Source organism: Pannonibacter sp. SL95 (assembly GCF_026672425.1).
Lineage (GTDB): Bacteria > Pseudomonadota > Alphaproteobacteria > Rhizobiales > Stappiaceae > Pannonibacter.
In genome coordinates this window covers 131039-151070 of sequence record NZ_JAPPRC010000004.1, presented here as the reverse complement: position 1 = coordinate 151070, position 20032 = coordinate 131039, and the positions used below count along the sequence as shown (strand labels likewise).

Genomic DNA, 20032 nt, shown 5'->3' with positions numbered 1-20032 from the left:
CCTCAACTCAAATCCATGTCTGGCCGTCGGTCCGGCCCTGAAGCCAAGTCTGCGTCGGATCAGTCAGCATCCGGCGCGAAATCGTCATCGCTGTCAGTGCCAATCTCGATGTCGATCGGTGCAGCGTAGCCACCGACAAACCGGATGACATCCGGCTCGGCGCCCGCAGCCGTGCACAGCGCGCGGACATCGTCTTCGCTCATGTCGCCAGAGGCGGCCAGAAGTGCGTCGACGCCATCTGCCGTGCGGAAGAAGCTCAGAACCTCGATGCCGGTGTTCATGAGGCTGCCCGGCAGAACGCCGGTCCAGCGGGCGTCAAACACGGCGGTGTCGGGCACGCCGGCGTTCGGAACCGGCCGGCTGATCACAACGGCATCGAGATCGGCCGGTCGTTCGTGGGCGAGGAAGAACGGCAGGCGGGCGATGACCTGCGCACCGTCCACGCCGAGGCCGCGCCACCACGGCACTTCCGCCCGCTCGGCCAGCGAGATCAGGCCAAGGTCCGAATGCGAGGCCGCCACGGTGCCAACTACGTCGGCCGCGTCGCCGGGCGATTCCATGTCGACGGAGAAGCCGAAATAGTAGCGGGCCAGATCACGCATATCGGCGACATCCGCGCCGCCGTCGAGATGCACGGCAAACTCGCCCTGCAGGCGGGTGCAGGACGTGATGATCTCGCGCCAGATATGTTCGACGGTGGTGAGCGGAAGGGTGCCCGAATGTCGTTCGACGAGCCGGCGCATCATGTCAGCCTCGCGGTCGGGGCGGAACATGACGCCGTCGCTGCCACTGGCGCGTTTGGCGGCTACGATACCATCGATCACCCGCACGCGCTCCTGCAGCAGGCGGTGCAGCTCGGCATCAATGGTGTCGATCCGCTGGCGCAGGGCGTCGAGGGCCGATGAGGGGGCCTGGTCGTTGGTCATGACGGGATGGGCCTTCCTGAAACTGCTGTCGTCGCGGCGGATAGTCATAGGCAGGAGCAACCGGGAAAGCAAAAGAAAACATTGACACCACAGGGGGTGCAACCCTAGCTAACAACCCCTTGAAACGGGTGGTTTGGCCAGACCATCCCCTGTAAGACAGGCGCGGAACGGCTCCATTGATTGGAGCTCAAGAACAGGGACGTTGCTGCGGACCATGACCGACACACCAGTCCAGGACGGCCCGGTCACCGCCGGCCTTACTCCGGCGGATCTTGAACTGGCGCAACGGCGCGAAATCGACACGCCCAGCAGCAAGTGCATGCGTTGCGGTGCGGAGGAGGCGCTGCCGCTGGATTCCGGTGTCATCCTGTCCCCGTGGCAGATTGCCTATGAAACCTACGGCACGCTGAATGCCGACCGGTCCAACGCCATCCTGATCTGTCACGCCCTCACGGGGGACCAGTATGTCGCCTCGACCAATCCGGTGACGCGCAAGCCCGGCTGGTGGACGATGCTGGTCGGCCCGGGCAAGCCGGTCGATACGGACCGCTACTTCGTCATCTGCTCGAACGTGCTCGGTGGTTGCATGGGCACCACTGGCCCCGCGTCGACCGATCCGGCAACGGGCGCGCCCTATGCGCTGACCCTGCCGCTGGTCACGATCCGCGACATGGTCCGGGCGCAGGCGCGTCTCGTAGAGCATCTGGGCATCGACACGCTGTTTTCTGTCATTGGCGGCTCGATGGGCGGCATGCAGGTGCTGCAATGGGCCTCGCTGTTTCCGCAGAAAGTGTTCTCGGCCATCCCGATTGCGACCGGCGCGCGGCATTCGTCCCAGAACATCGCCTTCCATGAAGTGGGACGGCAGGCCGTCATGGCGGATCCGGACTGGTGCGGTGGCGCCTATCTGAAGGCCGGAAAGCGTCCGAGCAAGGGCCTTTCGGTCGCGCGCATGGCGGCCCACATCACCTACATGTCGGACACCTCCCTGCACCAGAAGTTCGGGCGCAACCTGCAGGACCGCGAAGCGCTGACCTTCGGCTTTGATGCCGATTTCCAGATCGAGAGCTATCTGCGGCATCAGGGCATGACCTTCGTCGACCGCTTTGATGCGAACTCGTATCTCTATGTCACGCGCGCCATGGATTACTTCGATCTTGCCGCCGAGCACGGCGGATCACTGGCCAAGGCATTCCTGCGGACCAACACGAGGTTCTGCGTCATTTCCTTCACCACGGACTGGCTGTTCCCGACTTCAGAGAGCAAGGCTGTCGTGCGCGCGCTGAATGCGGCCGCCGCCAACGTCTCCTTTGTCGAGGTGGTCAGTGACCGGGGCCATGACGCTTTCCTGCTGGATGAGCCGGAGATGTTCCGCACCGTGCGCGGCTTCCTGACCGGCGCGGCGCGTGCGCGCGGAATTCCTGCCCCTGGAGGAGCTGCCTGATGACCCCTGCAACCCCATCCAGCAGCATTGTGACCATTCGCGGCGATCACCTTGTCGTCTGCGATCTGGTGCCGGAGGGCGCGCGCGTTCTCGATGTCGGCTGCGAAGACGGTGCTTTGCTGCAGCTCCTGACCGAGCGGCGCCACATCGATGGCCGTGGCATCGAGCTGTCGCAGAGCGGCGTGAACAAGGCCGTGGCGCGAGGCCTGTCTGTGGTGCAGGGCGACGCCGACATGGATCTGTCCGACTACCCGGACAATGCCTTCGATGTTGTCATCCTCAGCCAGACCCTGCAGGCAACGCGGGACCCGAAGGGCGTGCTGGAGCAGCTCCTGCGCATCGGCGGCCAGGTTATCGTGTCCATCCCGAATTTCGCTCACTGGCGCAATCGGATGCAGCTGCTCTGGCGCGGACGCATGCCGGTGACGAAGTACCTGTCCTACCAGTGGTACGACACGCCAAACATCCACTTCTGCTCCATTCGCGATTTCGTCGCGCTGGTGGAGGAGATGGATGCCACCGTGGTCAAGGCAGTCGCGTTGAGTGGTCAGGGCGATCGTATCGGCTTTTCAGCGCCCTGGTGGCTGTGGAACCTGATTGGCGAACAGGCGGTGTTCCTGCTCAAGCGCTGAGCGTCAGCCGCGACGCCGTTTGCCTGACAAGGTGGTGCGACGGGCGGAGCCCGGGCCGGCCGGTTTCATGCCTGTGGTCACGCCCTCCGGCACGAACACCGGCCGCAGGATGCGCAGCATGCTCTTGCCGTTTTCCGTCTGAACACCGCGGTGGACGCGCTTTTCGGCTTCGATCACCAGGATACCCCCGAAGGCTGGCCAGAGCGCGCGTCCAAGCGCCTCCCAGGTTCGTGCGCTGCGCAGGATGAAGCGGGAGCGTGTCGGCGGCAGATACAACGCCTCCTCCTTTGCCACCACGTCGAACTGGCAGGTTTTCAGCAGGCTCTGGATCTGACCCTTGGAATAGGGTCGGCCGTAGCCGAAGGGCGATGTTTCCGACTGGGACCACAAGCCGCTGCGATTGGGCACGATGACGATCAGCTTGCCGCCGGGAACCAGCACCCGCCAGGCCTCACGCAGCATGGCTGCCGGATCGCCGGTAAAGTCCAGCGCATGCACGATGATGGCCCGGTCGAAGACGGCATCTGAGAACGGCAGGTCGTTCACACCGACAAGGACCGCGCCGTTGGCGCGCTCGCGCGGCCAGTGCACGCAGCCCTGTTGTGCCGGCATGGCAGCAACACAGCGCCCTGCTTCATCCATGTAGGGGCGAAGGAACGGACCGGCATAGCCGAGACCAAGCAGCGATTCGCCCCGCGCACTTGGCCAGAGCGCGCGGATGCGGGCACCAACCAGACTGCGCAAGAGGCGGCCAAGCGGGAGGTCGTAAAAGGTTCGAAGATCGCCGACGTCGAGATACATGGCCTATCCGCTTCAGGTCGGCGCGATTGAACCTTGCATCGCCGCTGAACGCAAGCTGTCTTGCGGTCGCGCTTTCGCTTGCTCTGACCGTGATTGCTTGCCACTCTCCGCCCAACCCAACGGCCGAGGAAACGCTCATGCCCCGCTTTGCCCAGCGGCAGTTCATCTGCCTGTCCGACAATTACGGCGTCCTGCTCAAGGACGAGGTCACCCAGACCGTTCTGGCCATCGATGTGCCGGATGCCGCGCCCTATCTGCAGGAGCTGCGCGAAACCGGTTGGCGTCTGACGCATATCCTGATCACCCACCACCATTGGGATCACGTGCAGGGCCTCAGCGCGCTCAAGGAAGCGACCGGGGCTCGCGTGATCGGTCCGGCCTTGTCGCGCGACAAGATCCAGGATCTCGATGATGTCGTCGAAGACGGCGATGTGCTCGATCTGGGTGGCACCCGCGTGGAGGCACTGGCAACGCCGGGGCACACGCTGGATCAGATCTCTTGGTATTTTCCCGAGGGGCGCATCGCGCATACGGGTGATACCCTGTTCTCGCTTGGCTGTGGCCGGGTGTTCGAAGGGGACATGGAAATGATGTGGGCGTCGCTGGCCCGTCTGCTGCGGCATCTTCCGGACGAAACCGTCATCTACTGCGGCCATGAATACACCCAGTCGAATGCCCGTTTCGCGCTCGCCATGGATCCGGACAATGCGGCCCTGCGCCAGCGGGCGCAGGAAGTGGACCGTCTGCGGGCGGAACATCTGCCTACCCTGCCCACCACCATGGCCCGGGAAAAGGCCGCCAACCCGTTTCTGCGTTCTGGTGACCCCGCGCTCGCGGCTCGCCTGGGACTGGCCGGGGCGTCGCCAGCCGAGGTTTTCGCCAAATTGCGCAGTGCAAAGGACACATTCTGAACCATGCATCTCACCGACCTTTCCCTCACCGAGATCATCGACCAGCTGGGCATGCAGCCGCATCCGGAGGGTGGGTTCTATGTCGAGGCGTTCCGTGACAGCGAGACCGACGAGACGGGCCGGCCTGTCTCGACATCAATCTATTTCCTGCTGCCGGAAGGTGTGGTGTCGCGCTGGCACCGGATCGATGCGGTCGAGGTCTGGCACTGGTATGGCGGCGCGCCGCTCGAGCTGTCGGTGAGCGAGGACGGCCAGACGACACAGCTGGTGACGTTGGGCGATGACCTGCCGGGTGGCCAGCATCCGCAGGCGATTGTTCCCCGCCATGCCTGGCAACAGGCGCAGAGCCTGGGCGACTACACGCTGGTCGGCTGCACTGTGGCGCCCGGCTTCATCTTTGACACGTTCGAGATGGCCCCCGAAGGCTGGCAGCCTTCGGCCAAGTGACGAGCCTTGATGGTCATCCCGGCTCGGCGCTGCGCTTGGCCGGGATGATGATGGTTAGGTCGAAGGTCATCAAACAAAAGGGCCGCCCGGTGAATGGGCGGCCCTTTGCGTTTTTGGTGCTGCAACAAGCAGTAATCAGGTGCCCTTGGCAGCAGCGCGTTCGGCGCGCTTGCGGTCGTTCGGGTCCAGAAGGGCCTTGCGCAGACGGATGTTCTTCGGCGTCACTTCCACCAGCTCGTCGTCGGCAATGTAGGCCAGCGCGGCCTCAAGGCTGTGGCGGATCGGGGTGGTCAGCTTCACGGCCTCATCCTTGCCGGCGGCGCGGATGTTGGTCAGCTGCTTGCCCTTCAGGACGTTGACTTCGAGGTCGTTGCCACGGGTGTGCTCGCCGATGATCATGCCCTGGTAAACCTTGACGCCCGGCTCGATCATCATCGGGCCGCGGTCTTCCAGGTTGAACATGGCGTAGGCCACCGCTTCACCGTCGCCGTTCGAGATCAGTACGCCGGTGTGACGGGTCGGAATGTCGCCCTTGTACGGGGCGTATTCATAGAACACGCGGTTGAAGATCGCCGTGCCGCGGGTGTCGGACAGCAGCTCGCCTTGATAGCCGATGAGGCCACGGGTCGGGGCGAGGAACTGCAGACGGGTGCGGCCACCGCCGGACGGGCGCATTTCGCGCAGCTCGGCCTTGCGCTCGGACAGCTTCTGCACGACGACGCCCGAGTGTTCCTCATCCACGTCGATGGTGACTTCTTCGATCGGCTCCAGGCGGTTGCCCTTGTCGTCGAACTTGTACACCACGCGCGGACGGCCGACGCAGAGCTCGAAGCCTTCGCGGCGCATGTTTTCGATGAGAATGGCGAGCTGGAGTTCACCGCGGCCCGACACGATGAAGGCGTCACCTTCTGCGGTGTCTTCGATCTTCAGTGCAACGTTGCCTTCGGCCTCATCCATCAGGCGCTTGCGGATAACGCGCGACTGCACCTTGTCGCCTTCGGTGCCGGCCAGCGGGCTGTCGTTGACGAAGAAGGTCATGGACAGGGTCGGCGGATCGATCGGCTGTGCGGTGATCGGGGTGTTGATGTCCATCGAGCACAGGGTATCGGCGACGGTCGCTTCCTGCAGGCCGGCGATGGCGATGATGTCGCCTGCTTCGCCCTTTTCGATCGGCTGGCGCTCAAGGCCGCGGAACGCGAGAACCTTGGAGATGCGGCCCGTTTCGACGACTTTGCCATCGCGCGACAGCGCCTTGATCGGCATGTTCGGGATCGCTTCGCCGGCAACGATGCGGCCAGTAAGGATGCGGCCCAGGAACGGGTTGCTTTCGATGGTGGTCGCCAGCATCCGGAACGAGCCTTCCTCGGCAGTCGGAGCCGGGACGTGGCTGATGATGAGGTCGAACAGCGGACCCATCGACTCGGCCGGGCCGGTTGGATCGTTGGCCATCCACTCCTGCTTGGCAGAACCGTAGACGACCGGGAAGTCGAGCTGCTCTTCGTTGGCGTCGAGGGCGGCGAAGAGGTCGAACACTTCGTCCAGCACTTCTTCGGCGCGCTGCTCGGGCTTGTCGATCTTGTTGATCGCGACGATCGGCTTGAGACCCAGCTTCAGGGCCTTGCCAAGCACGAACTTCGTCTGCGGCATCGGGCCTTCAGCGGCATCAACCAGCAGGACGACGCCGTCGACCATGTGCAGGATGCGCTCGACTTCACCGCCGAAGTCGGCGTGACCCGGGGTGTCCACGATGTTGATGCGGGTGTCGTTCCAGACCAGCGAAGTCACCTTCGCCAGAATGGTGATGCCGCGCTCACGCTCCAGGTCGTTGGAGTCCATCATGCGCTCTTCGGTGCGCTGGTTCTCGCGGAACGAGCCCGACTTCTTGAGCAGAACGTCGATCAGGGTGGTCTTGCCATGGTCGACGTGGGCGATGATGGCGATGTTGCGCAGCTTCATTAATGGCTCCAAAAGACACTGCGGGCGCTGGGCCCGCAGTCGCGTGTCTTTGCATAGTGGCAGCCCACCGGCGAGCGGCGGGACGGTAAGTTGCGCCCTGTATAGTGTGGAAGCCGGATTTGTGCAACGCGGCAGCTTCACTTGACGCAAGGTGGAGCTGAGTGTAGTTAATAAGGAAACCTTATTATATGCGCTCCTTATCAAAATGACCGAACCGGCTCTCTTCTCATCGATCCCAGAACCATTGCAGCCACCGCTCGGTCTGCTGCTCACCGATGTCGCGCGCCTGCTGCGCCGCAGGCTGGAAGCTGCCCTCGAGCAGGTCGACACAGGGCTGACATCGGCCGAGGCGCGGGCCGTTAACATCATTCGTCGCATGCCCGGCCGGCGGCAGGGGGTGCTGGCGGAACTGATGGGGATCGAGCCGATGACGCTTGTCGGTCATCTGGACCGTCTGGAACGGGCCGGCATCATTCGCCGTGTCGTGGATCCGGCAGACCGGCGCGCCAGGATCATCGAACTGACCGAGGCGGCAAGGCCTGTCCTGCTGCGCATCGACGAGGCGCTCGTTCAGGTGCGATCAGAACTGACTGCCGGCCTCGATGATACCCAGGCGGCGCAGCTGCATGGGCTGCTTCTGCATGTTCTGTCCAGCCTGTGCGACGCCGATGCACGGCCATCGTCTCTACGTACAAGCGTTTGATTGAAGGTCCGCAATGCGTGAATCCATCCCTTCCCTGATGAGCGAACGGCGCACGGCGGCCCTTGGCGCCGCGTTGGTCGCGATTGGTCCGGTTACCATGGCCCTGTACACACCGGCCATGCCGGTGCTGGCGGAGGCTTTCGATACCAGCCGCTCGATGATCAAGCTGACATTGACGGCCTACTTCGCCGGCTTCGCGCTGACCCAGCTGATCTGTGGTCCGTTGACGGATGCCTTTGGCCGCCGGCCGGTGACACTGGCTTTCCTGCTGCTCTATCTGGCGTCAACCCTGCTCGCCACCTTTGCGCCGACAGTCGAATGGATGATTGTTGCCCGCACGCTGCAAGGCATCGGGGCTGCTGTCGGCATCTCGGTGTCGCGCGCAATCGTGCGCGATCAGTTCACCGGACAGACGTCGGCGCGGATCATGAACACAATCGGCACCATGCTGGCGATTGGTCCCGCCATTTCGCCGACCATCGGCGGACTGACGCTGGAGCTTTTCGGCTGGCGCGAGATCTTCTGGTTCATGGTCGTCTATGGCGTGGTCCTGATGCTGGCCGTCGCGCTCTGGATGGCTGAAACCAACCGCTTCATTGACCGGGCGAACCTGCGTCCCGCGCGGCTGGTCAGCAACTACATCACCCTTCTGCGCGATCCCAGCTTCCTGCGGCCAAGCCTGCTGGTCGGCTTCGGCATCGGCTCGATCTATACGCTGGCGACGATCCTGCCATTCGTGCTGATCGATCAGCTGGGCCTGTCACCAAGCCAGTTCGGCTTCGGCATGATGGTCCAGTCCGGCAGTTTCATCAGCGGGACGCTGGTCACCGGACGTTTGCTGCGTCGCGTTGAAGCGGACCGCCTGATTCCCTATGGCCTCACAGGTCTTGTCCTCGCGTCGACCGCCATGGTGGCCACCCATCAGCTGCTGCCGATGTCGTTCCTCGCCGTGATGCTGCCCGTTGGCCTCTTTGCCTTCTCCCTCGCAACCGTGCTTCCGGCGGCCATGACCACGTCCCTGCAGGGGTTTCCGCAGATGGCCGGGGCGGCGGCCTCGATGACCGGCTTCCTGCAGTTCGGCACGGGCATTCTGGGCAGCGCTCTGGCGGCCTGGCTTGGCGATCCTTCCCTTGCCATGCTGATCGTGGCACCTGGCATGCCCATGCTGGCCGTCCTGTCCTATCTGGCGCTGACGCCGCTGGTACGGGCCAAATAGGGCAGGAAGGTCGGATTGCGGCTGCCATCTGCCGGGCAAGAGGCTTGACCTTGCCGGTGTGACACGCGATGACCCACGACTTGACCCGGCCGCCAGAGCTGCTGGTCTGTCGCTGAAGGGAAACCCGTCCGGCCATGGCTTCCACGCCTTACTCCTTGCCAGCTCCCGAGACCAACGGGGGCAGGATGCATGTCATGGGCATCCTCAATGTCACGCCGGACTCGTTTTCTGATGGCGGCCGTCATGCTGCTGCGGATGCGGCTCTCGCCCATGCCAAGTCCATGATCGCAGAGGACGCGGACATCATCGACATCGGCGCGGAAAGCACCCGTCCGGGCGCGGCGGCTGTTGATGCTGCCGAGGAATGGTCGCGGCTTGAACCGGTGCTGGCTCCCGTCATCGCGCTCGGGGTGCCGGTGTCGATCGACACCTACAAGGCGGATATCGCGCGGCGTGCCTGCGTGCTGGGCGCGGCAATCGTCAATGACGTCTGGGGCCTGCAGAAGGATCCGGGCATGGCAGACGTCGTGGCGGCTGCTGGCGTGCCGGTCGTGATGATGCACAACCGGGTCGAGGCCGACGCCTCCATCGATATCCTTGCCGACATGGATCGCTTCTTTGAACGGTCCATGCAGCTGGCGGATCAGGCTGGAATTGCCCGTGAGCGGCAGATCCTCGATCCCGGCTTCGGCTTTGGCAAGACGATGGACCAGAACTATCTGGTCCTGAACCGGCTTGACCACCTTGCCCGCCATGGCTTGCCCATTCTTGCGGGCGCATCGCGCAAGCGGATGATCGGCGCCGTTCTGGACGTTCCGACGGACGAGCGGCTGTTTGGCTCGCTGGCGGTGCATCTGCTGGCCGCCGAGCGTGGCGCGGTCATCCTGCGGGTGCATGACGTGAAGGCGCATGTCGAAGCGCTTGCGATCCAGGCAGCGATGCGGCGGGAGCGGGCTGCTTTGGTGCCGGCAGAGGCGGGACGTTGATGCTTCAGAATGACACGGGCCACGCAGCCCGGCCGCAGCGCGCAGCGCTGGGCCTTGGCTCGAACATGGGCGACCCCAAGGCCAATCTGGCACAGGCAATCGCCCTGCTGGATACCAGCCCCGGCATTCGTGTGCTGGAGATATCACCGGCCTACCGGACCCCGCCCTGGGGACCGGTGCCGCAGGATGATTATCGCAACATCTGCCTCGTCATCGAGACAACGCTTGCGCCCGTGGACCTGCTGCGCCGCTGCCTTGCAGTGGAGAAGCAGATGGGCCGGGTCCGAGATGTGCGTTGGGGGCCGAGGCTCATCGATATCGATGTGCTCTTGTATGAAGACACCGAGCTCGATCATCCCGAGCTGACTGTCCCGCATCCGCGCATGGCCGAACGGGCTTTCGTGCTGGTGCCGCTCGCGGATATCTGGCCAGAGGCCCGCATTGCTGGCGGGCTTACTGTCGCGCAGGCGCTTGCATCCTGCCCCGACCGCGACGGCGTTGTTCGCCTCGAGGACTAAGACCAACTCTCGGTGAGTTGAACTCACCGAGAGTTGGTCAAGCCCGTGCGGCGTCTGAGCGTTTTCAAGGCGTGATGCGTCAGCATCTTAGCGCCTTGGCAAAAGGAAGACCCAGCGCCCATAGATGCGGGCGCTGGTTGCGCGGTTTACGGGTTCGGCAACTCGCCGCGCAGCCACTGCTGCCACTGACGCTTGGTGCCGAAGAAAACGTTGCGGTCGACGTCGCCCTTGATGCCGGGGACGCGTCCTTCGGCGGTGTACTGCCAGAAGACCCAGTCATCGCGCTTGGAATACATGTGCATCGGATGGCGTGCGACCGAACGGATCCAGAAGTCATGCGCCGTGAAGTGACCCACCAGGATCTCGCGGTGGAAGTCGACCGTCGTGTAGACGACCGGGCGCTTGCCGTAATGGGCCTGCAGCGCATCGAGGAAGACATTCATGTCTGCAACGATCTTGCCCTGCGGAGGACGGGTCCGGCAGGTCTTGGACACGCCGTTCCACTCCATGTCCAGGACGGGTGGCAGGGCCGCGGGATCAACCGGAACGTTCTGGATGAACCAGGAGATCTGCTCTTCGACCGGCCGGCAGAAATAATAGAAGTGATAGGCGCCACGCGGTACGCCTGCGGCCTTGGCCGCGTTCCAGTTTTCCATGAACTTCGGATCGACGAAATCGCCGCCCTCGGTTGCCTTGATGTAGGCGAACTGGGTTCCGGCCTTGCGCACCGTGTTCCAGTCGATATCGCCCTGCCAGCGTGACACGTCGATGCCGTGGATCGGGAAATCCGTCGGGACGGGATCACGATCCTCGTAAGAGGCACAGGCGGTGAGCGAGAAGGTCAGCAGGAAGACGGCAAGACGGCGCGTGAACGCGATCACGGGAACCCCACAGGTTAACGAAATACAAAAACTGCACTTCAAAATGCGGCAAATTCCCTAACGGATCGTAGAGAAATCATGGCCGGATTGGGGCATTTGCACTCAACTGCGCTGTTGCCAGTCAGACCTTGTCAGAATAGCCATGGTGGTCTGGTCAGGAGCAACATGATGACTGATACGACGCTGTATGGCGCATTGAATTCGGGACACTCGTTCAAGGTCAGGCTTCTCTTGCTGATGGCAGGGGTCGAGCATCGCTATGTCGCCATCGACATTGGCCAGCCTCGCGCGGAGCGGCCGGCGGAATTTCGCGCTGTTTCCCCCTTTGGCGAGGTTCCGGTGCTGGTCGAGGCGGGCAGGGCGACGGCCCAGTCCAACGCCCTGCTTTTGCATCTGTCGCGAAAGACCGGAGTGCTTGGTGCCTCGGATGAGGCCGGATGGACGGCGATCACGTCCTGGCTGTTCTGGGAAGCCAACCGGATCGGCCGGTCCTATCCCAATCTGCGCTGGTATCGCCGGTTTGACGGTACAGGCGACCCGGCTCTCGTCCGCTGGTTCGAGGAGACGGCGATCACCGACCTCGACCGCATGGAGCAGGAGCTGGCCGACCGGCCATTCCTTCTTGGCAATGCCACCATCGCGGATCTCTCGCTTGCCGGTTATCTCCTCTACGGAGATGACGTTGGCCTCGACATGAGCCGCTGGCCGGCCGTGATGGCGTGGCTGGAGAGGATCCGCGCGTTGCCGGGATATCGCGCCCCGCTGGAGATCATGGGCTGATCCTCAATGCATCCCTCAGGCCCCGTGCTCTGGACCGTCACAGCCGGAAATCCCGCTAGGCTTGCCCGTCCGGGGCCCCTATGAATGCTTTCTCTGTCTGAACCTTGTGGATTCGCCGATGACTGATCGCCTGACCCTTGCCACTTGGAACATCAATTCGGTTCGGCTGCGCATGCCGATTGTCGAGAAGTTCCTCACCGAACAGGCGCCGGACGTCCTGTGCCTGCAGGAAACCAAGTGCCCGGATGCGAATTTTCCGGAAGGCGCGTTCCGCAAGCTTGGTTATGAGCATCTCGCGATCAACGGGCAGAAGGGCTACCACGGGGTTGCGATTGCCTCCAAGCGTCCGTTGTCCGATCTGGAACGCCGAGACTTCTGCGCCAAGGGCGATGCACGCCATATCGCTGTCAGCCTGCCTTTTGCCGGCGCTGCGCTCAGGCTGCACAATTTCTACGTTCCCGCAGGCGGGGATGAACCTGATCGCGAGATCAACGACAAGTTCGGCCACAAGCTCGACTTCATGGCGGAAATGAAGAGTTGGCTGGCCGATGGCGAGGCCAGTCGTCCGGCAGTCGTCGTCGGCGATCTCAATGTCGCGCCCTATGAGCACGATGTCTGGTCGCACAAGGCGCTGCTGAAGGTCGTCTCCCACACTCCGGTCGAGACGGAGCTGTTCGAGGCGATCCGGACCGGCGGCGACTGGGTCGACGCGATGCGCCAGACGGTTCCGGCCTCGGAAAAGCTCTACACCTGGTGGAGCTACCGCGCGAAGGACTGGGATGCTGCGGACAAGGGCCGCCGTCTGGACCATGTCTGGCTGTCACGCCCGCTTGCGGGCGCTCTCAAGGGAACGTCTGTGCTGCGCGCGGCACGCGGTTGGGACAAGCCGTCCGACCACGTGCCGGTCCTGGCCGTGCTCGAGGCTTGATGAGGGGCCGGCAGTCGCCTTGTGGCACCCTGGACTTCGCAGGTTTCAGGGCGTCACGATGATCTTGCCGCGCACCTTGCGGTCTGCGATTTCCTGTATCGCTTCCGCTGTCCTCTCCATCGGGTAGACCGCGTGAATGTGCGGCTTCAATTTGCCCTGCCGGACCCAGTCAAGGATCTGGGTCATGTTGGACCAGTGGCTCTCCGGATCGCGAATGATCGCTTCGCCCCAGAATACACCGCGGATGTCGCAGCCCTTCAGCATCACCAGGTTGAGCGGGATCTTCGGGATCTCGCCAGCAGCAAACCCGACCACAAGGTAGCGGCCTTCCCAGGCGGTGGCGCGAACGGCCTGTTCGGCTAGATCACCACCGACAGGGTCATAGACCACATCGGCGCCCATACCGCTTGTCAGCGCCTTGAGCCGGTCCTTGAGCGGCTCTGTGGCATAGTTGATGGTCTCTGTGGCGCCGAGGCTGCGGGCAAAGGCCAGCTTGTCGTCCGACGAGGCGCAGGCGATCACGCGAGCACCCATGATGGTCGCGATCTCAACCGCCGCCTGACCCACGCCGCCAGCGGCACCCAGTACGGCGACCGTTTCGCCTTCCTGCAAGCCTGCCCTGTCCCGGAAGGCATGCAGCGTCGTGCCATAGGTGACCGAAAGACCGGCGGCTGCCTCGAAGGAGATGCCGTCCGGCATCGGAATGAGGTCATCCTCGATCGCGATCACCACGTCACGCGCCGCGCCAAAGCGGATGTAGCCGATGACCGCATCGCCTGGCCGGAACCGGTCGACATCGTCTCCGATTGCTTCAACGATGCCGGAAAACTCGGCGGCAGGCGAAAAGGGCAATTCGGGGCGGATCTGGTACTTGCCCTCGATGATCAGCGTGTCGAAAAAGTTTAGCGCAAACGCCTTGACCCGAACTTTCACTTCGCCGGGGCCAGGATGAGGGTCGTCCAATGTCTCGAGGGTCAGGCTGGACGCGGGTCCAAGGCTGCGGCACAGAACGGCTTTCACGATCATTCTCCCCCGAGAATCCCCAATTACGCTGCGTATTGCCTAGCATGACATGGGCGCTGCGGAAAGTTTCTGCGTTGCGAAAGATAACAGGGTGACGCTTGAACCTGCTTGGAACGTGGGGCAAACAGGCGACCGGAATGGAACTGGGCGGACCGCCTCGAGCGGGGCCGTCAAACGAGAAGTCAGGAAAGCAGGCGAGTGATGCGCGGATACTTTGCAGTGGGGGCTGAAGGGCTGTCGAAACGGATGAACCTTGGCAGCCTGATGCGCTCGGCACACGCCTTTGGCGCCAGCTTCTTCTTCACTGTCGATGCTGGCCCAGCCATTCGCCGTGCACCGCGCTCCGACACGTCCAACAGTCCCGATCACCTGCCGGTCTTTGCCTGGGATACGGTCGAGACCATGGACCTGCCGGCGAAGTGCCAGCTGGTGGGCGTGGAGCTGACCGATGATGCGATTGACCTGCCCAGCTTCATGCATCCCTTGCAGGCTGCCTATGTGCTTGGACCGGAGCGGGGGTCGCTGTCGCAGGGAATGCTAGCCCGCTGTGACCATGTGATCCGGATTCCGACCAAGTTCTGCATCAATGTCGCGACTGCCGGGGCAATTGTTCTCTATGACCGCCACCGCGCGCTTGGCCGCTATGCTGATCGACCGGTAACCGCAGGCGGGCCCAAGGAGGATCGCGCTGCCCATGCCCATGGAGGGCCGATCTTCAGGACCGGACGTCAGGTGCCTGGGTGGGAACGGGCTGTGACCGGCGATGCAGCCGGTGACCCGGAGGCCTGACAAGGCAAGATGACCGGGACGCGGTCAGTCGATGTCGACGGCGCTGTCGGCTTCCAGAAGCTGGCGCAGGCGCGCGAACGCCAGACGAATGCGAGACTTCACGGTGCCCAGCGGGAGTCCCGTGCGCTCGGCGATTTCGCTGTGTGACAGGCCAAGGAAGAAAGCCTGCCTGACTACCTCGCGCTGGTTTTCCGGCAACTGGCTGATGGCGGCACGGACACGCTCCTCCCGCAGGCCCGAGTCCATCTGCACATCGATGTCCTCCGGGGCGGAAGGGTGCAGGGACGGGTCTTCGGGATCAAGCGCGCCGGACTTCTGGCGCCGCAGTGCATCGATCCGGCGATTGCGGGCAATGCGGAACAGCCAGGTGCTGGCCGAGGCTTTTGTCGGGTCGAACAGGGCGGCCTTGCGCCAGAGGATCACCATTGCCTCCTGCGCAATTTCCTCAGCCGAGGCGGCATCGCTGCCCTGTTGCATCAGGTAACCCTTGATGCGGGGCGCGAAATGATCGAACAGCTCCGCAAAAGCGGCTTGGTCCTGAGACTGCGCGACCCGTTCGATCAGACTTGAAAAATACTGCGCCTGAACCACCGCAGACTTCACTCCCAGACCTTGTGTCTTGCTTGCATGCCATACCGGTGTAGCCGGTTTTGGCGTCACACTCTCGCCCGATTTATGCAGCCAGCGTGCTGTCATCGCGAGCCGAAAATACCGACTGCGACGACAAGCGCCATCCGGGAGATTGGCTTTCAACCCTTTCGTAACCGTCTTTAAGCTAGGCTTAAGCCACTGTTTATAAGCCGGTAGGCGTTTGAATAAAATCGAAGCGAATAACGCGCAAGGAAACGGTGTGGAGATGATGCAAGCACGTACACTGGTTACCGCCGCTCTGTTCCTGGGCCTGTCCGGTGCTGCCGCCTTCGCCCAGGCCCCGACGCCACTGGGTGAACCGAGCAAAGACTGGGCTGCTTTCACGCATTCGAGCGGGGGCGGCAAGGTCTGCTTTGCCCTGACCCGGCCGAAGGTGATGGCACCGAGCGACCGCAATCACGGAGAAGTGTTCTTCTTCGTGTCGACCCGCAAGGCCGAAGGCGTTGCCAACGAGCCCAGCTTCCAGGTCGGCTACCCGCTGAAGGAAGGCACGCCGGTTGTCGTCGATATCGACGGCAAGACCTTCAACATGTTCACCAAGGGCGATGGCGCCTGGGTTGAGAATGCAGCGGCCGAACAGCAGCTCGTGGCTGCGATGAAGGCCGGCAAGAAGATGGCGGTCAAGGCGCAGTCTGCGCGCGGAACCGGAACGAGCTACGAGTTCTCGTTGGCTGGCGTTTCTGCCGCAGTCGACACTGCAGCCAAAGCCTGCCGCTGAACGATGTGTCCTGCGGGCCCCGAGGGGCCCGCGTGGACCAGAGGATGACCGCCGCTGGCTGCACGCTCCCGGTCGCGGTTGATTCTTTCCGGGTTTTGTGGTTCTTCGTCCACAACGGTCGTGGCTCCGCAAGGATGCCGCGCCATTTTTGTTGGAAGCGCGGAGCTTGTGAGCGAGCTGCTGCGCGGCGCTTGTGCCGAAGCGGCCGGATGCGCCCAACTGCTTGAACCAGGACAGTAGCGACCGACATGGCGATCACGCTTGACCTTGCGCAGCGCGCGGACACAACGAATTCAGTGCCTGCCTCCGTAGTCCCGACCATGGTGGCTGCTCCGGAAAAGCCGACCTTGGTCGGCCTTGACCGTGCAGGTCTCGCCGAAGCGATGGCCGGCATCGGTATCCCCGAGCGGCAGCGCAAGATGCGCGCCCAGCAGCTGTGGCATTGGCTTTATGTGCGCGGGGCCTCTGACTTCGGCCAGATGACGAATATCGCCAAGGATCTGCGGGCAACGCTCGATGAGCATTTCTCGATCGCCCGTCCGGAAATCGTGTCCGAGCAGATCTCCGTCGATGGAACCCGCAAGTGGTTGTTCCGCTTCCCGCCGCGCGGCGCAGGACGTCCCGTCGAGATTGAAACCGTCTATATTCCGGAAGAAGGACGCGGCACGCTCTGCGTTTCCTCCCAGGTCGGCTGCACGCTGACCTGCACCTTCTGCCACACCGGCACGCAGAAGATGGTCCGCAACCTGACGTCGGAAGAGATCCTGTCGCAGGTTCTGCTGGCGCGCGACCGCCTCGGCGATTTCCCGGATGCCGCGACACCGCAGGGTGCGATTGTTCCCTCCGAAGGCCGGCTCGTGACCAATGTGGTCATGATGGGCATGGGCGAGCCGCTCTACAACTTCGATAACGTGAAGCAGGCCCTGCTGATTGCATCGGACGGCGAAGGCCTGTCCCTGTCGAAGCGCCGCATTACCCTGTCGACATCCGGCGTGGTTCCCGAGATCGCGCGCACGGGCGACGAGATCGGCTGCATGCTCGCAATCTCGCTGCATGCCGTCCGTGACGACCTGCGCGATGTGCTTGTGCCGATCAACAAGAAGTGGCCGATCAAGGATCTGCTCGACGCCTGCCGCCGCTATCCGGGCCTGTCGAATGCCAAGCGCATCACGTTCGAATATGTGATGCTCAAGGGCGTCAATGACAGCGATGCGGATGCACGCGAACTGGTGCGCTTGTTGGCCGGCATTCCTGCCAAGATCAACCTGATCCCGTTCAACCCGTGGCCGGGCTCCGAATACGAGTGCTCGGACTGGGAGCGCATCGAGCACTTCGCCGACATCGTCAATCGTGCCGGCTATGCTTCGCCGATCCGTACGCCGCGCGGCCGCGACATCTTCGCAGCCTGTGGCCAGCTGAAGTCGGCATCCGAGCGGATGCGCAAGAAGGACCGGGACGCTCTCGAGGGCGCTGCCTGATCAGCTGCCGTTCCACCAAAACGAAAAGCCGGCGCAGTGCGCCGGCTTTTTTTGTTGGTGATGGGGCAAGTTTATCAAGCAGCTGCGACGTTGCGCAGGAACGAACTGACCAGTGATCCCAGTTCAGTTACGCGACCGGCCACAGAGCTGGAGGCCGTGTCGACTTCGTTGGCACAGGTTCTGGTTTCGGCAACGGAGCCCGTGACCTCACCCATGTTGCGGGCCGCTGCCACGGTGCTTGCTGAGGTGTCGCTGGCGCTGCGGCTGATTTCCCGCGTTGCTGCGTCCTGCTGCTGCACAGCGGCGGCAATCGAGTTCGTGTACTGATTGGCCTTGTCCATGATTTCGGCGATGCCGCTGATGGCGCGAACCGCGTCGCCGGTCCAGGGCTGGATCTCCGATACCTGGCCGCTGATCTCTTCAGTGGCCTTGGAGGTCTGGTTGGCAAGTTCCTTGACCTCTGCTGCCACCACGGCAAAGCCGCGTCCAGCTTCGCCTGCACGTGCGGCTTCGATGGTGGCGTTCAGCGCCAGGAGGTTGGTCTGCTCGGCGATCGCGCGGATGAGATCAACAACTTCACCAATCCGCTGTGCGGCCGTGGCGAGGTTGGTCATCTTCTCGTTGCTTTCGGTCGCCTGCTGCGTCGCGTCACGAATGACCATGGTTGTCTCGTTGACGCGGCCGCCGATCTCCGTGATCGATGCCGAAAGTTCCTCCGCAGCGGACGCGACCAGCTGGACGTTTTCGGACGCCGTCGTGGTTGCATGGGATGCGCTTCCGGCAGTTTCGGCGGCTGACGTCGAGATCCGGATCAGGTTCCGCGCCGTTGTCTGCATCTGCTCCATGTTTGCCGACACCGAGCCGAGGACCTCCTCGGACTGGAAACGGAACTGGTCGAGCAAATCTTCGATGCGCTTCTGGCGTGCCATCCGTTCTTCCTGCTCGCGGGCTTCGGCAGCGGCGAGGCGAGCCTGCTCCGCGACCGTATCCCGGAACCCGGCAATCGCTTGTGCGATGTCACCAATCTCGTCCTTGCGGCTTGCAGCGGTGAAGGCAACATCGACATTGCCTCCGGCAAGGTCCCTCGCATCTTGGACAAGGCCCTGGATCGGCCGAATGATGCCGCGTGCGATGAACAGGCCGACAAGTGTCACGACGACAGCGGCGCCGCAGAAGATCAGCAGGATGGCGTTGCGGAGTGCCCGGGCCGGCGCGGTGACTTCGTCATGATCCTGGATGGCCACTACCGTCCAGCGAGTTCCGAGGAATTCCATAGGCAGGACAGCAGCGACAAAGGTTGTATCGCGATAGCCGGTAACTTCGCCAGTCTCGTTCTTGCCTCCAATGCCTGCGGCTACGAGGTCTCCCTTGAGCTCAGTCGTCTGGATGTCATTCACATCAGGCGTCTTTGCCGAATCAGCCCGGAAGCGCCCGTCGTTCCCCAGCAGGACGGTCTCGCCGGTTTCGCCAAGGCCGCTAGTCTGTCCCATGATCGAGTTCAGGCGATCGACCGGCATCTGGAACGCAAGGACGCCGATGCGCTCGCCGTTCCGGAACACGGGCGTGGCAATGAAGCTCGCCTGAGCCCCATTGCTGGGTGCATAGGCCTGGAAATCGAAGAAACTTGCCGACCCGGCCGGAGCGCTCGACGCAGCCCGGAAGGCCTTGCCGAGATCACTGTCCTTCCACTGACCACCATTGAGGTTCGTGGCGAAGTCGAGTTCCTTGAAGACGGTGTAGACAAGGTCACCTGACTGGTTGAACAGGAAGATGTCGTAGTAGCCGCGGGTTTTCAGGAAGTCGCGGAGCCACGGATGATAGGTGCCATGCACAGTATCATACACGCTGCTGCCGGCGCTCATCAGAGCATCTTTTTGTCCGATCGGATTCGGATTTTCATGGATGTAGGCTTTTTGCAGGTCGGTACCGGCGTTCGGACCAATCTGTTGCCACGCGCCATCATAAGCCGTCAGGGCTTCTGCGATCATCGGGCTGCGGCCGATGACGGAAAGATCTTCAACGATGCTGCCAAGATATTGATCCAGCTCGGCCTTGCGGGCTTCTGCCAGTGCCTCAAGCTTGGTCTCCGCATCGTGGAGCAGCTCGTCGGAACTGCTCGTGTAAGACAGAAGCCCGATCAGGGCTCCGGTCATCAATGCACATCCGACGAGTGCCGCGGGGATGCGTACGCTTAGGCGAGCAAGGGACAATGCCATTTCAGTCCTCCAAGCCTACTCAACAGGT

20 protein-coding genes are annotated in these 20032 nt (G+C 62.9%); 13 read left to right on the top strand and 7 right to left on the bottom strand.

Annotated features, from left to right (window positions below):
- Positions 1-59: 59 nt before the first annotated feature.
- A complete protein-coding gene (gene pheA / locus OVA12_RS11230; protein WP_268137346.1) occupies positions 60-926 on the bottom strand; it encodes a chorismate mutase in 867 nt (288 codons plus the stop codon).
- Between the two features lie 319 nt (positions 927-1245).
- On the opposite strand from pheA, the gene metX reads away from it, so the two are divergent.
- Positions 1246-2370: a homoserine O-acetyltransferase MetX gene (gene metX, locus OVA12_RS11225; protein ID WP_268138676.1), complete on the top strand. Its 1125-nt coding sequence runs from the start codon at positions 1246-1248 to the stop codon at positions 2368-2370.
- Positions 2370-3002: a methionine biosynthesis protein MetW gene (metW, locus tag OVA12_RS11220; RefSeq protein ID WP_268137344.1), complete on the top strand. Its 633-nt coding sequence runs from the start codon at positions 2370-2372 to the stop codon at positions 3000-3002. The genes metX and metW overlap by 1 nt, the downstream gene beginning before the upstream one ends.
- A 3-nt stretch (positions 3003-3005) precedes the next feature.
- On the opposite strand, the gene OVA12_RS11215 is transcribed toward metW, so the two are convergent.
- On the bottom strand, positions 3006-3803 hold the full coding sequence (locus OVA12_RS11215) for a class I SAM-dependent methyltransferase (protein WP_268137342.1): 798 nt from the start codon (positions 3801-3803) through the stop codon (positions 3006-3008).
- Positions 3804-3940: 137 nt separating this feature from the next.
- Here OVA12_RS11215 and gloB point away from each other — a divergent pair, with 137 nt between their 5' ends.
- Both gloB and OVA12_RS11205 read left to right on the top strand, forming a co-directional pair.
- Positions 3941-4714 carry a hydroxyacylglutathione hydrolase gene (gene gloB / locus OVA12_RS11210; RefSeq protein ID WP_268137340.1) on the top strand — a complete coding sequence of 258 codons (774 nt, stop codon included), beginning with the start codon at positions 3941-3943 and terminating at the stop codon, positions 4712-4714.
- 3 nt (positions 4715-4717) lie between these two features.
- Positions 4718-5161, top strand: a complete 444-nt coding sequence (locus OVA12_RS11205) for a cupin domain-containing protein (protein ID WP_268137339.1) — start codon at positions 4718-4720, stop codon at positions 5159-5161.
- Between the two features lie 135 nt (positions 5162-5296).
- Here the strand turns inward: OVA12_RS11205 and typA are convergent, their stop codons facing one another.
- A complete protein-coding gene (typA, locus tag OVA12_RS11200) occupies positions 5297-7117 on the bottom strand; it encodes a translational GTPase TypA (protein ID WP_268137337.1) in 1821 nt (606 codons plus the stop codon).
- Between the two features lie 244 nt (positions 7118-7361).
- Between typA and OVA12_RS11195 the strand changes: the two genes are divergently transcribed.
- From OVA12_RS11195 to folK, 4 genes are all read left to right on the top strand, one after another.
- Positions 7362-7820 carry a MarR family winged helix-turn-helix transcriptional regulator gene (locus tag OVA12_RS11195; protein WP_268137334.1) on the top strand — a complete coding sequence of 153 codons (459 nt, stop codon included), beginning with the start codon at positions 7362-7364 and terminating at the stop codon, positions 7818-7820.
- Between the two features lie 13 nt (positions 7821-7833).
- Positions 7834-9036 (top strand): multidrug effflux MFS transporter, encoded by a 1203-nt coding sequence (locus OVA12_RS11190; RefSeq protein ID WP_268137332.1) that lies wholly within the window; start codon positions 7834-7836, stop codon positions 9034-9036.
- Between the two features lie 185 nt (positions 9037-9221).
- Positions 9222-10022, top strand: a complete 801-nt coding sequence (gene folP, locus OVA12_RS11185; protein WP_442793875.1) for a dihydropteroate synthase — start codon at positions 9222-9224, stop codon at positions 10020-10022.
- Positions 10022-10540 (top strand): 2-amino-4-hydroxy-6-hydroxymethyldihydropteridine diphosphokinase, encoded by a 519-nt coding sequence (gene folK, locus OVA12_RS11180; RefSeq protein ID WP_268137328.1) that lies wholly within the window; start codon positions 10022-10024, stop codon positions 10538-10540. The genes folP and folK overlap by 1 nt, the downstream gene beginning before the upstream one ends.
- 146 nt (positions 10541-10686) lie before the next feature.
- Here folK and OVA12_RS11175 read toward each other — a convergent pair whose 3' ends face one another.
- Positions 10687-11421, bottom strand: coding sequence for a glycoside hydrolase family 25 protein (locus tag OVA12_RS11175; protein WP_268137326.1), 735 nt, complete (start codon positions 11419-11421; stop codon positions 10687-10689).
- A 168-nt stretch (positions 11422-11589) separates the two neighbouring features.
- Between OVA12_RS11175 and OVA12_RS11170 the strand changes: the two genes are divergently transcribed.
- Entirely contained in the window at positions 11590-12201 is a 612-nt protein-coding gene (locus tag OVA12_RS11170) for a glutathione S-transferase family protein (RefSeq protein ID WP_268137324.1), read from the top strand.
- A gap of 118 nt (positions 12202-12319) precedes the next feature.
- Entirely contained in the window at positions 12320-13129 is an 810-nt protein-coding gene (gene xth / locus OVA12_RS11165) for an exodeoxyribonuclease III (RefSeq protein ID WP_268137322.1), read from the top strand.
- A 45-nt stretch (positions 13130-13174) separates the two neighbouring features.
- Here xth and OVA12_RS11160 read toward each other — a convergent pair whose 3' ends face one another.
- Positions 13175-14149, bottom strand: a complete 975-nt coding sequence (locus OVA12_RS11160) for an NADPH:quinone oxidoreductase family protein (RefSeq protein ID WP_268137320.1) — start codon at positions 14147-14149, stop codon at positions 13175-13177.
- 204 nt (positions 14150-14353) lie between these two features.
- On the opposite strand from OVA12_RS11160, the gene OVA12_RS11155 reads away from it, so the two are divergent.
- Positions 14354-14941, top strand: a complete 588-nt coding sequence (locus OVA12_RS11155) for an RNA methyltransferase (protein WP_268138674.1) — start codon at positions 14354-14356, stop codon at positions 14939-14941.
- Between the two features lie 24 nt (positions 14942-14965).
- Here the strand turns inward: OVA12_RS11155 and OVA12_RS11150 are convergent, their stop codons facing one another.
- Positions 14966-15694, bottom strand: coding sequence for a sigma-70 family RNA polymerase sigma factor (locus tag OVA12_RS11150; protein ID WP_326493908.1), 729 nt, complete (start codon positions 15692-15694; stop codon positions 14966-14968).
- A 103-nt stretch (positions 15695-15797) separates the two neighbouring features.
- On the opposite strand from OVA12_RS11150, the gene OVA12_RS11145 reads away from it, so the two are divergent.
- Entirely contained in the window at positions 15798-16310 is a 513-nt protein-coding gene (locus tag OVA12_RS11145; protein WP_326493907.1) for an invasion associated locus B family protein, read from the top strand.
- A gap of 248 nt (positions 16311-16558) precedes the next feature.
- Positions 16559-17788, top strand: a complete 1230-nt coding sequence (gene rlmN, locus OVA12_RS11140) for a 23S rRNA (adenine(2503)-C(2))-methyltransferase RlmN (RefSeq protein ID WP_268137318.1) — start codon at positions 16559-16561, stop codon at positions 17786-17788.
- 74 nt (positions 17789-17862) lie between these two features.
- Here the strand turns inward: rlmN and OVA12_RS11135 are convergent, their stop codons facing one another.
- A complete protein-coding gene (locus OVA12_RS11135; protein ID WP_268137316.1) occupies positions 17863-19941 on the bottom strand; it encodes a methyl-accepting chemotaxis protein in 2079 nt (692 codons plus the stop codon).
- Between the last annotated feature and the right edge of the window lie 91 nt (positions 19942-20032).

What these genes read in the sequence shown, in the direction of transcription:
- OVA12_RS11135 (WP_268137316.1), bottom strand. Translation starts at nt 19,941, where the DNA reads ATGACCGGAGCCCTGATCGGGCTTCTGTCTTACACGAGCAGTTCCGAC.
- OVA12_RS11190 (WP_268137332.1), top strand. Translation starts at nt 7,834, where the DNA reads ATGCGTGAATCCATCCCTTCCCTGATGAGCGAACGGCGCACGGCGGCC.
- OVA12_RS11215 (WP_268137342.1), bottom strand. Translation starts at nt 3,803, where the DNA reads ATGTATCTCGACGTCGGCGATCTTCGAACCTTTTACGACCTCCCGCTT.
- rlmN (WP_268137318.1), top strand. Translation starts at nt 16,559, where the DNA reads ATGGCGATCACGCTTGACCTTGCGCAGCGCGCGGACACAACGAATTCA.
- metX (WP_268138676.1), top strand. Translation starts at nt 1,246, where the DNA reads ATGCGTTGCGGTGCGGAGGAGGCGCTGCCGCTGGATTCCGGTGTCATC.
- pheA (WP_268137346.1), bottom strand. Translation starts at nt 926, where the DNA reads ATGACCAACGACCAGGCCCCCTCATCGGCCCTCGACGCCCTGCGCCAG.
- gloB (WP_268137340.1), top strand. Translation starts at nt 3,941, where the DNA reads ATGCCCCGCTTTGCCCAGCGGCAGTTCATCTGCCTGTCCGACAATTAC.
- OVA12_RS11155 (WP_268138674.1), top strand. Translation starts at nt 14,354, where the DNA reads ATGCGCGGATACTTTGCAGTGGGGGCTGAAGGGCTGTCGAAACGGATG.
- xth (WP_268137322.1), top strand. Translation starts at nt 12,320, where the DNA reads ATGACTGATCGCCTGACCCTTGCCACTTGGAACATCAATTCGGTTCGG.
- folP (WP_442793875.1), top strand. Translation starts at nt 9,222, where the DNA reads ATGCATGTCATGGGCATCCTCAATGTCACGCCGGACTCGTTTTCTGAT.
- OVA12_RS11205 (WP_268137339.1), top strand. Translation starts at nt 4,718, where the DNA reads ATGCATCTCACCGACCTTTCCCTCACCGAGATCATCGACCAGCTGGGC.
- folK (WP_268137328.1), top strand. Translation starts at nt 10,022, where the DNA reads ATGCTTCAGAATGACACGGGCCACGCAGCCCGGCCGCAGCGCGCAGCG.
- metW (WP_268137344.1), top strand. Translation starts at nt 2,370, where the DNA reads ATGACCCCTGCAACCCCATCCAGCAGCATTGTGACCATTCGCGGCGAT.
- OVA12_RS11145 (WP_326493907.1), top strand. Translation starts at nt 15,798, where the DNA reads ATGATGCAAGCACGTACACTGGTTACCGCCGCTCTGTTCCTGGGCCTG.
- OVA12_RS11170 (WP_268137324.1), top strand. Translation starts at nt 11,590, where the DNA reads ATGACTGATACGACGCTGTATGGCGCATTGAATTCGGGACACTCGTTC.
- typA (WP_268137337.1), bottom strand. Translation starts at nt 7,117, where the DNA reads ATGAAGCTGCGCAACATCGCCATCATCGCCCACGTCGACCATGGCAAG.